We start from the raw sequence: 14,530 nt of genomic DNA on the forward strand, positions 1-14,530 counted from the left end.
CTACCGATGCCCGCTCAGATCGGTGATGACTGGAGCATCACCGTTGAGCGGGTTCTGCGGGTCGCGCGCGTAGCGCAAGGTTTCGAACCGCATCGCGCGCGCATCTACCATCAGCAGGCGGCCGACCAGGCCTTCGCCGAAGCCGACGATCTCGCGGATCGCCTCCAGCGCCATCATCGATCCCAGGACGCCGGCGAGCGCGCCCATCACGCCGGCCTCGGCGCAGGCCGGCACGGTGCCGGGCGGCGGCGCTTCCGGAAACAGGCAGCGATAGGTCGGGTTGAACTCGCCTTCGGCATTCCTTTCATGCGCGCGGATCGTGGTCAGCGAACCGTCGAACTGCCCAAGTGCAGCCGTGATCAGCGGCCGCTTGGCGAGGAAGCAGGCATCGGCGACGAGATAGCGGGTCTCGAAATTGTCGGAGCCGTCGAGCACCAGATCGTAGTTCGCAATCAGCGCCATCGCATTGGCAGCGGTGAGCCGCATCGGATGTGCCTCGAACGTCACATGCGGATTGAGCGCGTGGATCTGTGCTGCCGCGCTGTCGACCTTGCGCCGGCCGATGTCTGACGTCGTGTGGATGATCTGGCGCTGCAAATTGGAGAGCGAGACGATATCGTCATCGATCACGCCGAGCCGGCCGACACCGGCGGCGGCCAGATACATCAGCACCGGCGCGCCGAGACCGCCGGCGCCGATCACCAGCACCGACGCCTTTTTCAGCGCATTCTGGCCGGGGCCGCCCACCTCGCGCAGCACGATGTGGCGGGCATAGCGTTCGAGCTCGTCAGCACTCAGCATGATCTCATCACTCCTACCCGCATCCCCTCATGGTGAGGAGCGCGGCCACGCGCGTCCAACCATGAGGCCCGGTCTGTGGCCTCATCCTTCGAGACGCGGCTCACGCCGCTCCTCCAGCGACAACGGCAAAGCCGTTGCGCGGGGATGAGGGTTGAAATCTGAACCGGAGCGCGGTTGTTGCCGACCAAGCAGATGTGCTTAATTGCGTCGACGTCAATGGTTTCAGTCATTTCCCTCGGATTTGTCATGAGATTGGTGCTTTCGGCAACATTGATGGTCGCGATTATCGGCGCGGCGAACGCCCAGACGTCACCGCCGACCACGGCCGGGGCCAAGCCGAAAACGGTGACGACGGTGCCGGTTCGCCCCGCGCTGCAGAAGCCGGAGGATACCGCCAATGCAATGGCGCAGGCCGAACGGCTGGCGCTGCAATCCGACCTCGCCTGGGTCGGCGAATATAATGGTGCGATTACCGGCGACGTCAGCGAGCGCATGGTCAATGCGATCAAGGAATTCCAGAAGAACCGCGGCGGCAAGCCGACCGGCGTGCTGAACCCACAGGAGCGCGGCGTGCTCGCCGACACCGCGCGGCGGAAGCAGGAAAGCGTCGGTTGGCGGATTGTCACCGAGCCCGCCACCGGGGCGCGGCTCGGCATTCCGACAAAACTGGTGCCGCAGCTCACCAGCGACGCCGCCGGCGCCAAATGGACCTCGCCGACCGGCACCGTCCAGGTGCTGCTGACCCGGCGCAAGGAAGCGAGCCCGACCACCGCAAAGCTTGCCGAGCAGGAAAAGAAGGAGCCGGCCGGCCGCACCATCGACTACACCGTGGTGAAGCCGGATTTCTTCGTGCTGTCGGGCGTGCAGGGGCTGAAGAAGTTCTATCTGCGCGGCACCTTGAAGGGTGACGAGGTCCGCATCCTCACCATCCTCTACGACCAGGCGATGCAGACCACTGTCGAGCCGGTGGTGATCGCGATGTCGAGTGCCTTCAATGCATTTCCGTCCGGCGTGCTGGCCGGCCCGCCGCCGCGCAAGACCGTCGAATATGGCACCGGCGTCGTGGTCAGCGACGACGGCGCTGTTGTGACCGACCGCGTGGCGACCGCCGACTGCATCGCGCTGACGATCCCGGGCTACGGCAATGCCGACCGGGTCGCCGAGGACAAGGAGCACGATCTCGCGCTGCTGCGCATCTATGGCGCACGCGGACTAAAGCCGCTCAACATCGCGGGCCAGGCGACGCAGACCGCGCTCGATATCACGGGGATCGCCGATCCGCAGAACCAGGGCGGCGGCACGGCCGCGAGCAGCGTCAAGGCTTCGGTCGCGCAACTCGGCGGCGGCGATCAGGCGCTGTCACCGCCGCCCGCACTCGGATTTTCCGGCGCAGCCGCACTTGACGGCGGCGGCAAGTTTGCCGGCATCGCATTGCTGAAGCCGGTCATCGTCGCGGGCCCTGCGAACGCCGCGCCGCCGGCGCAGGCCGCACTGGTGCCGGCCGATACGGTGCGCAGTTTCCTGAAGGCGCAGGGCGTTACAGCGTCGGGAGAATCGGCAGACGCCAAGGCCGCCGTGGTCCGCGTGATCTGCGTGCGGAAATAGGATGCTGTCATCGCCCGCGCATGCGGGCCGCATGCTGTCCGTCGTCGTCCCGGCGTAGACCGGGACCCATACGCCGCAGCAGGCGTTGTAGCCGGGAGTCGTCGTTTCAGCAGCGCGCAACAATGACGGGCTGTGGTTATGGGTCCCGTCCTTCGCCGGGACGACGATGAGGATGGCTCCGGCGGACGATCCAGTATTCGAGAGCCATTTGTGATTCAGCCACGGCTCTTCCCACGTTGAGAATCACCTCAACGCAAACCGCACCCCCGCACGCGCGAGACCGCCGGCGATGCCGACCGGCGTGCCGTCGGCGCGCCAGCAGGCCGCGCCCGACATCGTACCGTCGGCATGGAACTGGATCGCGTTCATGCCGCCGGCGACCGTCGGCACCACCTGCACCTTGTGGCCTTTCGCTGCCAGCGCGGCGCGGATGCTCTCCGGCACCGCCTGCTCGACCTCCAGCGCATTGCCCTCGGTCCACACCCGCGGCGCCTCGACCGCTTCCTGCAGGTCCATGCCGTGATCGATCAAATTGATCAGCGCCTGCATCGCGCTCGGGAAGATGCGCTTGCCGCCGGGCAGGCCGAGCGCGTAAGCGAGCTTGCCGTCGCGCAGCGCCATCATCGGCGACATCGAGGTGGTGACGCGCTTGCCCGCGGCCAGCGACAGCGCGTGTCCCGGCCGCGGATCGAACAGGTTCATGTAATTGTTGGGCACGGTGCCGAGGCCCGGGATCAGGATCTTGGCGCCGAACAGATTGTTGATGGTCTGGGTGGTCGCGACCACATTGCCCATCGCATCCGCCGCCGTCATGTGCGTGGTATGTGCGCCCTCAAGCTGCGTGACGCCGGCGCTCCACGCCTGTGCGCGATCAGGATCGAGGGCGCGGCGACGTTCCTCGGCATAGGCCTTGGAGGTCAGCCGCTCCACCGGGACATTGATATAGGCGGGATCACCGCTGGCGGCTTCGCGATCGGCAAAGGCGATCTTCAGTACCTCGGCGAGATAGTGGATCGTCTCGGTCGCACCGAAGCCAAGCCGCGCGATGTCATAGCCTTCGAGAATATTCAGCATCTGCGTGATGTGCACGCCTGACGCCGCCGGCGGCGGCGGCCCGAGAATTTCCCATCCGCGGTAGTCGCAGCGGATCGGCTGCCGCTCGACGGTCTTGTAGGCCGCGAGATCCTCTTGCGCGACGAAGCCGCCGTGCTTGTTCATGTAGTCGACCAGGATATCGCCGAGCGGTCCCTGGTAGAGCGCGTTGTCGCCGTGATCGGCGATGTATCTCAACGTCTCGGCATATTCGGCCTGGACCACGCGCTCGCCGGGCTTCAGCGGCGTACCGTTGGGCAGATAGATCGCCGCGATCGGCTTGTCCTTCAGCATCTCCGCGGCGCCGTCGGTGATGCATTCATGCAAGTACGGCGTCGCGGCAAAGCCGCGCGCGGCGTGCTTGATCGCGGGCTGCATCACGTCGGCAAGGCTCATGGTGCCGAAGCGGCGCAGCGTCTCGCACCACGCCTTCAGCGAGCCTGGCACCGCGACCGCCTTCGGTCCGTTCAAATTCTGGTTGCCGACGGTGTCGAACACGTCATGCGCCGAACCGGGCTTCGAGGTGTAGGTATCCGGCTTCACCGCCTGCGGCACCGTGCTCTGGCCGTCGATGAAACGATGGCTGCCGTCGGCGAGGCGGATATGTGCCATGCCGCCGCCGATGATGCCGACCATCATCGGCTCGACCACGGTCAGCGCGAACAGCGTCGCGATCGCCGCATCGATCGCGTTGCCGCCCGCGGCCAGCATCTCGGCACCGGCGCTCGATGCCAGCGGATGGTTGCTCACCACCATGCCGCGGCTGCTGGTGGCCGGTTGTTTCAGGCATCGGAAGGTCGTCGCGGCGCGATCGCGCCAATTGCCCCCCATGATCCGCACTCCCTTTGTTGTTATTCTTGCACTGTTGTTACTTCTGGCACTTCGGGCACCAGAACGTCGAACGGCCGTTCTGGGTGAAGCGCCTGACGATGCCCTCGCAGCCCGAGGTGCGGCAGGTCTCGCCTTCGCGATCGTAGACCTGGAACGAATGCTGGAAGTAGCCGAGATCGCCATTGGTCAGGCGATGGTCGCTGATCGAGGAGCCGCCGGCCTTGATCGCCTGGTTGAGCACCGAATGGATCGCGCCGACCAGCCGCCTGGCGTGGTCGGTGGGCTCGGCCTTCTTGGTTGCGAGCGTCGCGGCCAATCGCCGCGGCGACAGATGCGAACGAAACAGCGCCTCGCAGACGTAGATGTTGCCAAGTCCCGCCACCACGCGCTGATCGAGCAGCGCCGCCTTCAGGCTGGTCTTCTTGTTGTGGCAAGAGCGCGCCAGCATCGCCGCGTCGAACGCGTTGCCAAGCGGCTCGGGTCCGAGGCCCTTCAACAGCGGTTCATCCTCGATCGCGTTGCGCGCGATGATCTTCATGTAGCCGAAGCGCCTGGGGTCGTTGAACACGACCGCCGCGCCCGATGACATGTGGAACACGACGTGATCATGCGCGCGATCGTCGCTGCGCGGATGGTGGAATTGCCCCGGCGTCGCCGCGCCGTCCTGCTTCAGCACGCGGAACGAGCCCGACATGCCCAGATGCATCAGCAGCACGTCGCCGGAGTTGAGGTCCGCCATCAGATATTTGGCACGGCGGCCGAGCCCGGTGATGGTCTGACCCTCGAGCCGGGCGATAAAGTCTTTTTGAAACGGAAATCGCAAATCCTTGCGGCGGGCCTCGGCCTTGAGGATTTTGGAGCCTTCCATGGCCGGCTGCAGGCCGCGGCGGACGGTCTCGACTTCGGGTAATTCCGGCATGGTGGGCATTCACCTTTTGGAAGTGACGTGATAGCGCCATTGCGGCCGCCGCGCTATGGTTTGGCTGGCGCGTTTTCAAGCGAGAAAACGTGACCAACAAAAGGGCCAAAAAGGGTAAGAGTTCTGAGTGATGGATCGGCCGGATCAAACCACCCATTTCGGCTTCAGGGACGTGCCCCTGGGCGAGAAGCAGACGCTGGTGAACGATGTGTTTCACAGCGTGGCACAGCGCTACGACTTGATGAACGATCTGATGTCGGTAGGCCTGCACCGGGCCTGGAAGGACGTCATGATCACGACGCTCGACCCGCCCAAGGGCGACCGGCCGTTCTCGCTGCTTGATGTCGCCGGCGGCACCGGCGACATCTCGTTCCGGGCCGCCAAGGCCGCCGGCACCGGATTCCATGCCACCGTCTGCGACATCAACACCGACATGCTCGCCGTCGGCCGCGAGCGCGCCGCCAAACAGCATCTCGATGACCGCGTGTCGTTCGTCGAGGGCAATGCCGAGGCGTTGGGTTTTTCCGACCGTTCGTTCGACGCCTACACCATCGCGTTCGGCATCCGCAACGTGCCGCAGATCGAGCTGGCGCTGCGCGAGGCCTATCGGGTGCTCAAGCCCGGCAGCCGCTTCCTGTGCCTGGAATTCTCCACTGTCGACTTGCCCGGCCTCGACCGGATCTACGATCTGTTTTCCTTCAAGGTGATCCCGCCGCTCGGCCGGGCCGTCACCGGTGACGCCGAGTCCTATCAATATCTCGTCGAGTCGATCCGCAAATTCCCGCGGCCGAACGCGTTCGCCGAGATGATCGGCGCCGCCGGCTTTGCCCGCGTGAAGTGGCAGAGCCTCTCCGGCGGCATCGTGGCGCTGCATTCGGGCTGGCGTTTGTGATCTCTGCACTGACCCACATCGCGCGGCTTGCCCGCGCCGGCTTCGTGTTTGCGCGCGAGGGCGTGTTCGGCGTCGTCGATCCCGCGCTGGTGCCGCCGCCGGGACAACTCGCATTGAAGATGGCGCGGCTGATCGAGCGCCGCACCGCCAAGTCAGGGCCGCGGCTGTCGCGCGCGCTGACCCGGCTCGGGCCGGCCTATCTCAAGCTCGGCCAATTCCTCGCCACCCGTCCCGACGTGGTCGGCGTCGCGATGGCGCGCGATCTCGAAAGCCTGCAGGATCGGCTGCCGCCATTCGCGCAGCAAGAGGCCGAAACCGTCATCACGCAGTCGCTCGAACGGCCGCTGGCGCAGGCCTTCGTGCGTCTGGGCCCGGCGGTTGCCGCAGCCTCGATCGCGCAGGTGCATCGCGGCGAGGTCGAGCGCGACGGCGTGCGCCAGCAGGTTGCGGTCAAGGTGCTCCGGCCCAACGTCGCCGCGCGCTTCCGCCGCGACCTCAGCGACTTCTTCTTTGTCGCGCACAAGGCGGAGGCGCATTCCGCCGAGGCGCGGCGGCTGCGCCTGATCGAAGTCATCAACACGATGTCGCGCACCGTCGCGATGGAGATGGATTTGCGGCTCGAGGCCGCCGCGCTGTCGGAAATGGCCGAGAACACCCGCGACGATCCGGACTTCCGCGTGCCCACGGTGGATTGGGACCGCACCGCGCACAGCGTGTTGACGATGGAATGGATCGACGGCATTGCGCTGAACGATCATGCCCGGCTGGCGCAGGCCCAGGTCGATTTGCCCGATCTCGGCCGCAAGGTGATCCAGAGCTTCCTGCGCCACGCGCTGCGCGACGGCTTCTTCCATGCCGACATGCATCCGGGCAACCTGTTCCTTGACGAAACGGGGCGGCTCGTCGCGGTGGATTTCGGCATCATGGGACGGCTCGGGCTGAAGGAGCGGCGCTTCCTCGCCGAGATCCTGCTCGGCTTCATCACCCGCGACTATCGCCGCGTCGCCGAGGTGCATTTCGAGGCCGGCTATGTGCCGGGCCATCATTCGGTGGAGAATTTCGCGCAAGCCATCCGCGCCATCGGCGAGCCAATCCACAATCGCACCGCCGAGGAAATCTCGATGGCGAAGCTGTTGACGCTTCTGCTCGAGGTCACCGGCCTGTTCGACATGCAGACACGGCCCGAGTTGATCCTGCTGCAGAAGACCATGGTGGTGGTCGAGGGCGTGGCGCGCGGCTTCGACCCGAAACTCGACATCTGGAAAATCGCCGACCCCGTAGTGCGCGAATGGATCACGCAGAATCTCGGGCCCGCCGGACGCATCCAGGGCGCGATCTCGGGGGCGGGCGAGCTCGGCCGCGTGCTCGCCAATTTGCCGTCGATTGCCAACCGCGCCGTGACCGTGCTCGAGCAGCTCGAGACCATGACCCGGGAGGGCCACACGCTGTCGTCGGATTCGATCGACGAAATGGCCCGCGCCGAGGCCCGCAAGGCGCGGGTGCAGACCGTCGGCCTCTGGGTCATCGCGATCGCCGCCATCGCAATCTTTTTCGCCATCCGAGCACACTGATTGCAATGCATGCACCATGTGATAGCATCGCTATCACATCTGAGCATGATGTTTGGGGCATGCCATGGCCAGCCTGACCATCCGCAAACTCGACGACGCGTTGAAGAGCTATCTGCGGCTGCGCTCCGCCAAAAACGGGCGCTCGGTCGAGGAGGAGGTCCGGGTGATCCTTCGGGACCTCGCCGAGGGCGGAGCAGAGCCCGCGGAGGCGCCCGGCACGGGTTCCCTGGCCGTTGCGGCCCCTGCCCCACGGACCGCCAGCGCAGCCGGCGAGCCCCGGGTCACCCTGATCATCGGCGGCGGGATTGCGGCCTACAAGGCGCTGGATTTGATCCGACGGCTCAAGGAGAGGCGCATCGAGGTCCGCTGCGTGCTGACCAAGGCGGCCCAGCAATTCGTCACCCCGCTCGCTGCCAGCGCGCTGTCGCATGAGCGCGTCTACACCGATCTGTTCGACGCCGAGAGCGAATTCGACGCCGGCCACATCCGCCTGGCGCGGGACTGCGACCTGATCGTGGTGGCACCGGCGACCGCCGACCTGATGGCCAAGATGGCGCAGGGCCATGCCGACGACCTCGCCACCGCCACTTTGTTAGCGGCCAACCGGCCGATCCTGCTGGCGCCGGCGATGAACCCGCTGATGTGGAACAACCCGGCCACCCGCCGCAACGTGCTGCAATTGCGCCGCGACGGCGTCCATACCATCGGCCCCAATGCGGGCGAGATGGCGGAAGCCGGCGAGGCCGGGATCGGGCGGATGGCGGAGCCTGTCGAGATCGCCGCCGCCGCCGATCGCATGCTGCGGCCGCAGCAGCCGCGCCCGCTCGCCGGCAAGCGCGTGCTGATCACCGCCGGGCCGACCCATGAGGCGATCGATCCGGTCCGCTACATCGCCAACCGCTCGTCCGGCAAGCAGGGCTTTGCGATCGCCACGGCCGCGCGCGCCGCCGGCGCCGAGGTGGTGCTGGTGACCGGCCCGGTCGAGCTCGACGACCCCCTGGGCATCTCGGTGATGCGGGTGGAATCCGCGCGCGACATGCTGCACCGGGTCGAGGCCGCGCTGCCGGTCGACGTCGCGATCTTTGCCGCCGCGGTCGCCGATTGGCGGGTTGCCAGCGAGGGCAGCCAGAAACTGAAGAAGACCGCGGCCGGCATGCCGCCGCTGCAACTGGTCGAGAACCCCGACATCCTTGCGACGATCGCCAAGCTGAAGGAGAAGCGGCCGCCGCTGGTGATCGGCTTCGCCGCCGAGACCGAGCACCTGATCGAGAACGCCAAGGCCAAGTTCGCGCGCAAGGGCTGCGACTGGATCGTCGCCAACGACGTCTCGCCGGCGACCGGCGTGATGGGCGGCGACCGCAACACCGTCCATTTGCTCTCACGCGAGGGCAAGGACGTCACCGTCGACTCCTGGCCGGTCATGACCAAGGAGGAAGTCGCGACCGCGCTGGTGTCGCGCATCGCACGAGAAGTAGGAAACGGATCGTGAGCGCCACCATCAAGGTTGAAGTCCACCAACTGCCGCATGGCGCAGATCTCCTGCTGCCGATCTACCAGACCGACGGCGCCGCCGGGCTCGACCTGCTGGCCGCGGTGCCGCGGTCGGCGCCGCTGCTGCTACTCCCGGGCCGCTACGAGATGGTTCCGACCGGGCTGACGATCGCGCTGCCGCCGGGCTACGAGGCCCAGGTGCGGCCGCGCTCCGGCCTTGCCGCCAAATACGGCGTCACCGTGCTGAATTCGCCCGGCACGATCGACGCCGACTATCGCGGCGAGATCAACGTGCTGCTGATCAATCACGGCCAGGAGGCGTTCTCCATCCGGCGCGGCGAGCGCATCGCGCAGTTGGTGATCGCGCCGGTCACAAGGGCCGAGCTGGTTCCGGTCGACGTGCTGTCGTCCACCGATCGGGGCAGCGGCGGCTTCGGCTCGACCGGGCGCTAGTGCGCGAAGTGTGCAGATGTCTCCGGGAGGTCAGGCTCCTGAAGCGCACTCCCGCGTGAATACGGAGTCAATTCGCGTAAAATTCGCACCACCCGCTGCATTTTTTCACAGCGGATTCTGCGTTCACGGTCTGGACTCTTACTCGCCGAGTCCCGTTGGGACTATTCTGGATTGATTCGAGCGCGACGGGGGGTCTTCGTCGGGCTGTCGGGTCCTGCTCGGGCATGATCCACGGACAAACGTCGTACGTTTGCCGTGAGGGAACACCGGTCTCCTCTTTTCCGGATCATGTCTCAAGGTTTGTGCGTTCTGGGGCAACATATGTCGGGCGTAGTCGCGGCAATGCGTCGAACCCTGCTGTCATGCACCTCACTGGCGCGCGACGGCATGATTGGGCTCGCCATCACCGCATTGCTGCCGGCCCGCGCCTCGTTTGCCGCCGAAAGCCTGATCGCCCAGGCGATGTCGGATCATCTCGGCTTCAATCACCAGGAGGTCGCGGTTCTCGCGACGTCGTTCGCGCTGGTCGGCTTCTCCGCGGTGGCCGCGATCCTGCTGATGCGCACCCGGCTGCGCGCGACCCGCAACGAGGAGCTGTTGCGGTCCGAGATATCCGACCTGCAGGCGCAATCCGACCGGCTGCGCGCGCTGCTGTTCGTCGAGCCGCAGGTCCTGATCTCCTGGGCCGCGGGCGACAACCGGCCGCAGATCTCGGGCGACATCTCGCTGGTGATGTCGCAGGAAGGTTCGCCGCAACGCGTCCTTGCCTTCGGCACCTGGCTGCCGCCGGAGCCGGCGCTGCAGATGGACCACGCGGTCGACGCGCTGCGCGAGAAGGGCGAGGCGTTCCTGCTCAACCTCTCGACCTCCGCCGGCCGCGCCATCGAGGCGATGGGCCGCGCGATCGGGGGACAGGCCATCGTCCGGATCCGCGAGCTCGGCGGCCTGCGCCGCGAGCTCGCCGAATCCAACCTGCGCTACAAGACGCTGCAGGAGGAGACCGAGCTGCTGCGCGATTTCGCCGCCGCTGCACCCTGGCCGATCTGGGCCAAGAGCCTCGAGGGCAATCTGCGCTATGCCAACGCGGCCTATGTCCGCGCCACCGAGGGCAAGAGCGTGTCGGACGCACTGCAGCGCAATCTCGAACTGCTCGAAAGCGACCAGCGCGCCGAATTGACCCGCGCGCTGAACGACAATGCCAGCTACGCCGCGCGGCTGCCGATCGTGGTCAGCGGCGAGCGCCGGATCTACGACGTCCAGGCGCTGAAGCTTTCCGGCGGCAGCGCCGGGATCGCGATCGACGCCAGCGAGGCCGCGGCGCTGCGCGCGGCGATCGCGCGGATGGTCGAAGCGCACCGGCGCACCCTCGACCAATTGTCCTCGGGCGTCGCGGTGTTCGATGCCGACCGCCGGCTCACCTTCTACAACGAGTCCTATCGGCGGCTGTGGGACCTCGACCAGGCTTTCCTCGACAGCAATCCCGACGATTCCAGCGTGCTCGACCGGCTGCGCGCCAACCGCAAGCTGCCGGAGCAGCCGGACTTCCGCGCCTGGAAGGCCAAGCTGCACGAAGCCTACCGCGCGGTCGAATCCGAGACCTACACCTGGTTCCTGCCCGACGGCCGCGCCATCCACGTCGTCACCACGCCGAACCTCGAGGGCGGCGTCACCTATCTGTTCGACAACGTCACCGAGAGTCTCGACCTCGCGCGCCGCTACGACCGCCTGACCCGGGTGCAGCGCGAGACCCTCGACAATCTCAGCGAAGCTGTCGCGGTGTTCGGCAGCAACGGCCGCGCCGAACTGTTCAATCCGCCGTTCGCCAAGATGTGGAAGCTGCCAGCCGACGCGCTGCAGGGCGAACCGCATATCGAGGCGGTGGAGGCGCTGTGCCGGCCGCTGTTCGACGACGCGCTGACCTGGCGCACGCTGCGGGAATCGATCACCGCGATCGAGAACCGCGCCCAGGTCGCGCTCAAGCTCGAGCGCAGGGATGGCAGCGTGCTGAACTGCATGACCATCCCGCTGCCCGACGGCAAGACCTTGCTGGCGTTCCAGGACATCACCGACACCGAAAATGTCGAGCGGGCGCTGCGCGAGCGCAATGAGGCGCTGGAAACCGCCGACCAGATGAAGGTGGATTTCGTCCACCACGTCTCCTACGAGCTGCGCGCGCCGCTCACCACCATCATCGGCTTCGCGCATTTCCTCAGCGATCCCTCGACCGGGCCGCTGACGCCGAAGCAGGCCGAATATCTCGACTACGTCACCAAATCGACCAACGCGCTGCTGGCGCTGACCAACAACATCCTCGATCTCGCCACCATCGACGCCGGCGCGATGAAGCTCGAGCTCGGTCCGGTCAATATCGGCCAGGCGATCGAGGCCGCCGCCGAAGGCATCCAGGACCGGCTGGCGACCGACCGCATCACGCTCAAGGTCGATATCGAGCCCAATATCGGCGCCTTCATCGGCGACGAGCGGCGCGTGGTGCAGGTGCTCTATAATCTGCTCGCCAACGCCGTTGGCTTCTCGCCGCATGACGCCACCGTCACGATCAGCGCGCACCGCACCGCACATAGCGTGGTGTTCGCAGTGACCGATGCCGGGCCCGGCATTCCACCCGAGATGCGCGACAAGGTGTTCAACTGGTTCGAGAGCCATTCCCATGGCTCGCGGCATCGCGGCGCCGGGCTCGGCCTGTCGCTGGTTCGTTCCTTCGTCGAGCTGCATGGCGGACGGGTGCGCGTCGATTCGACCGTAGGTCACGGCACGACCGTGACCTGCGACTTCCCGATCGACCAGACCGCACATCGCAACGCTGCCGAATGACGGCGACCTCGACATTCTCGGTGGCGCTCGCGAACAAAACCGCGACGTCAGAGCTGATGGCCGACCTCGCGCTGCTGATCGGCCCCGGCGACGTCATCACGCTGTCGGGCGACCTCGGTGCCGGCAAGACCGCGGCCGCCCGCGCGCTGATCCGCTACCTCGCCGCCGATGATACGCTGGAGGTGCCGAGCCCGACATTCACGCTGGCGCAAAGCTACGAGCTGCCGTCGTTTCCGCTGGTTCACGCTGATCTTTACCGCATCAACGATGCAAGCGAGCTCGAGGAGCTCGGGCTGTCGCCGCTGCCCGACGACATCGTGGCGCTGATCGAATGGCCGGAGCGCGCGCCCGACGCGATGCCTGCCGATCGCGTCGACATCGCGTTCAGCCATCGTCCGGCGCTCGGCTCCGCGGCACGCGCGGCCGAGATCACCGGCCACGGCAAGGCCGCGGCGAAGGTCGCGCGGCTCAACGAGCTGCGCCAGTTCCTCGATCGCGCAGGCTTCCTCACCGCCCGGCGCGAGCGGATGCCGGGCGATGCCTCGACGCGCTCCTATGCGCGGCTGCGCAACGACGACGGCAGCGTGATCCTGATGAACTCGCCGCGCCGCCCCGATGGCCCGGCGATCTACAACGGCAGGCCGTACAGCGCAGCGGTGCATCTCGCCGAAGACGTCAGGCCGTTCGTTGCGATCGGACACGGCCTGCGCAAGTACGGCTTCTCCGCGCCCGCGATCCGCCACATCGATCTCGACTCCGGCTTCCTCATCACCGAGGATCTCGGCGCCGAAGGCATCATCGCGGGCGATCCGCCGCAGCCGATCGCCGAGCGTTACGAGGCCGCCGTCGACATGCTCGCCGCGCTGCATCGCGAGACGCTGCCCGCCACGCTGCCGCTGACCGCAGACGAGAGCTACGACATCCCGGTGTTCGATATCGACGCCTGGCTGATCGAGATCGGGCTGATGCTGGAATGGTACCTGCCTGACCGCGGCGTGCAGCCGAACGAGGAGCTTCGTGTCGATTTCCTCGGGATGTGGCGCGGCCTGCTGGAAAAGCCCGCCGCGGCCCCGCAGACCTGGGTGATCCGCGACTTCCATTCGCCGAACATCATCTGGTTGGCCGAGCGCACCGGCATCCTGCGCGTCGGCATCATCGACTTCCAGGACGCAACGCTCGGCCCTGCGGCCTATGACGTAGTGTCGCTGCTGCAGGATGCGCGCATCGACGTGCCCGAGCAGCTCGAACTGTCGCTGTTGACCCGCTACATCAAGGCGCGGCGCGCCACCGACGAGAGCTTCGATCCGGCAGGGTTCGCCGAGCTCTATGCGATCATGTCGGCGCAGCGGAATACCCGCCTGCTCGGCACCTTCGCCCGGCTCAACCGGCGCGACGGCAAGCCGCACTATCTCAAGCACCAGCCGCGGATCTGGACCTATCTGGAGCGGTCGCTGGCCCACCCGGCGCTGACCAGCTTCCGGATCTGGTACACGGCCAACGTCCCTCCCCCGGTACCGTAGTTTACGGGTTATTAGCCTCAGGCCCCCTAAGCTTGCACCGGGCCGCACCACATCCTTGGCGCGGCGGGGATCGGGAGCGGGACCACACGATGGGGACGGAACGACGCAGGGGCGATCGTGTCACCTTTGAGCGCGGCATCGCCGCGCACATGATGGGCATTGACGGCACCTGGCGGCGTGACTGCACCATGGAAGACGTGTCGGAGACGGGCGCCAAGCTCACCGTCGAAGGCTCGGTCGAGGGCCTGAACCTTAAGGAATTCTTTCTGCTGCTGTCGTCCACAGGATTGGCCTATCGCCGCTGCGAGCTGGCGTGGGTCAATGGCGACCAGATCGGCGTCAACTTCCTCAAACAAGGCGACAAGAAGAAAACTGCCAAACGCGGCGCGCAAGCCGCCGACGTTTAGGCCAACCGTCGTCGTTATTGCCGTCTTACGGCCGTCATGTCCTATGACTATGGCGTCTGATTGATGTGCTTGCCGAATCGCCGTGATAGGATCGGCGCATGAGAGATGATGACCGA

Annotated in this window: 11 protein-coding genes; 8 read left to right on the forward strand and 3 right to left on the reverse strand. The window is 66.4% G+C overall.

Annotated elements, in window-relative coordinates:
* Positions 1-801, reverse strand: coding sequence for a HesA/MoeB/ThiF family protein (locus ACVIW0_RS38910; protein WP_461357044.1), 801 nt, complete (start codon positions 799-801; stop codon positions 1-3).
* Positions 802-1,047: 246 nt separating this feature from the next.
* On the opposite strand from ACVIW0_RS38910, the gene ACVIW0_RS38915 reads away from it, so the two are divergent.
* The gene (locus ACVIW0_RS38915) at positions 1,048-2,406 is read left to right on the forward strand and encodes a serine protease (RefSeq protein WP_461357045.1); all 1,359 of its coding nucleotides are present in this window, start codon (positions 1,048-1,050) and stop codon (positions 2,404-2,406) included.
* Between the two features lie 243 nt (positions 2,407-2,649).
* Here ACVIW0_RS38915 and ggt read toward each other — a convergent pair whose 3' ends face one another.
* Positions 2,650-4,329, reverse strand: coding sequence for a gamma-glutamyltransferase (ggt, locus tag ACVIW0_RS38920; protein ID WP_461357046.1), 1,680 nt, complete (start codon positions 4,327-4,329; stop codon positions 2,650-2,652).
* A 37-nt stretch (positions 4,330-4,366) separates the two neighbouring features.
* A complete protein-coding gene (gene mutM / locus ACVIW0_RS38925; RefSeq protein WP_461357047.1) occupies positions 4,367-5,248 on the reverse strand; it encodes a bifunctional DNA-formamidopyrimidine glycosylase/DNA-(apurinic or apyrimidinic site) lyase in 882 nt (293 codons plus the stop codon).
* A gap of 130 nt (positions 5,249-5,378) precedes the next feature.
* On the opposite strand from mutM, the gene ubiE reads away from it, so the two are divergent.
* The 7 genes from ubiE to ACVIW0_RS38960 all read left to right on the forward strand — a co-directional run bounded on the left by ubiE (position 5,379) and on the right by ACVIW0_RS38960 (position 14,414).
* Positions 5,379-6,140, forward strand: coding sequence for a bifunctional demethylmenaquinone methyltransferase/2-methoxy-6-polyprenyl-1,4-benzoquinol methylase UbiE (ubiE, locus tag ACVIW0_RS38930; RefSeq protein WP_461357048.1), 762 nt, complete (start codon positions 5,379-5,381; stop codon positions 6,138-6,140).
* A complete protein-coding gene (gene ubiB / locus ACVIW0_RS38935; RefSeq protein WP_461357049.1) occupies positions 6,137-7,711 on the forward strand; it encodes a 2-polyprenylphenol 6-hydroxylase in 1,575 nt (524 codons plus the stop codon). The genes ubiE and ubiB overlap by 4 nt, the downstream gene beginning before the upstream one ends.
* A gap of 64 nt (positions 7,712-7,775) precedes the next feature.
* Positions 7,776-9,200 carry a bifunctional phosphopantothenoylcysteine decarboxylase/phosphopantothenate--cysteine ligase CoaBC gene (coaBC, locus tag ACVIW0_RS38940; protein WP_461357050.1) on the forward strand — a complete coding sequence of 475 codons (1,425 nt, stop codon included), beginning with the start codon at positions 7,776-7,778 and terminating at the stop codon, positions 9,198-9,200.
* On the forward strand, positions 9,197-9,655 hold the full coding sequence (gene dut / locus ACVIW0_RS38945; protein WP_461357051.1) for a dUTP diphosphatase: 459 nt from the start codon (positions 9,197-9,199) through the stop codon (positions 9,653-9,655). The genes coaBC and dut overlap by 4 nt, the downstream gene beginning before the upstream one ends.
* Before the next feature lie 321 nt (positions 9,656-9,976).
* Positions 9,977-12,487: a sensor histidine kinase gene (locus tag ACVIW0_RS38950; protein ID WP_461357052.1), complete on the forward strand. Its 2,511-nt coding sequence runs from the start codon at positions 9,977-9,979 to the stop codon at positions 12,485-12,487.
* A complete protein-coding gene (gene tsaE, locus ACVIW0_RS38955; RefSeq protein ID WP_461357053.1) occupies positions 12,484-14,007 on the forward strand; it encodes a tRNA (adenosine(37)-N6)-threonylcarbamoyltransferase complex ATPase subunit type 1 TsaE in 1,524 nt (507 codons plus the stop codon). Before ACVIW0_RS38950 ends, tsaE begins: the two co-directional genes overlap by 4 nt.
* A gap of 89 nt (positions 14,008-14,096) precedes the next feature.
* A complete protein-coding gene (locus tag ACVIW0_RS38960) occupies positions 14,097-14,414 on the forward strand; it encodes a PilZ domain-containing protein (RefSeq protein WP_461357054.1) in 318 nt (105 codons plus the stop codon).
* The last annotated feature ends 116 nt before the right edge of the window (positions 14,415-14,530 follow it).

It is taken from the genome of Bradyrhizobium sp. USDA 4454, from assembly GCF_054822705.1.

Bases quoted from the DNA above. Each gene is read 5' to 3' on its own strand.
- mutM (WP_461357047.1), bottom strand. From the start codon at position 5,248: ATGCCGGAATTACCCGAAGTCGAGACCGTCCGCCGCGGCCTGCAGCCG.
- ACVIW0_RS38960 (WP_461357054.1), top strand. From the start codon at position 14,097: ATGGGGACGGAACGACGCAGGGGCGATCGTGTCACCTTTGAGCGCGGC.
- ACVIW0_RS38950 (WP_461357052.1), top strand. From the start codon at position 9,977: ATGTCGGGCGTAGTCGCGGCAATGCGTCGAACCCTGCTGTCATGCACC.
- ACVIW0_RS38915 (WP_461357045.1), top strand. From the start codon at position 1,048: ATGAGATTGGTGCTTTCGGCAACATTGATGGTCGCGATTATCGGCGCG.
- ggt (WP_461357046.1), bottom strand. From the start codon at position 4,329: ATGGGGGGCAATTGGCGCGATCGCGCCGCGACGACCTTCCGATGCCTG.
- coaBC (WP_461357050.1), top strand. From the start codon at position 7,776: ATGGCCAGCCTGACCATCCGCAAACTCGACGACGCGTTGAAGAGCTAT.
- ACVIW0_RS38910 (WP_461357044.1), bottom strand. From the start codon at position 801: ATGCTGAGTGCTGACGAGCTCGAACGCTATGCCCGCCACATCGTGCTG.
- tsaE (WP_461357053.1), top strand. From the start codon at position 12,484: ATGACGGCGACCTCGACATTCTCGGTGGCGCTCGCGAACAAAACCGCG.
- ubiE (WP_461357048.1), top strand. From the start codon at position 5,379: ATGGATCGGCCGGATCAAACCACCCATTTCGGCTTCAGGGACGTGCCC.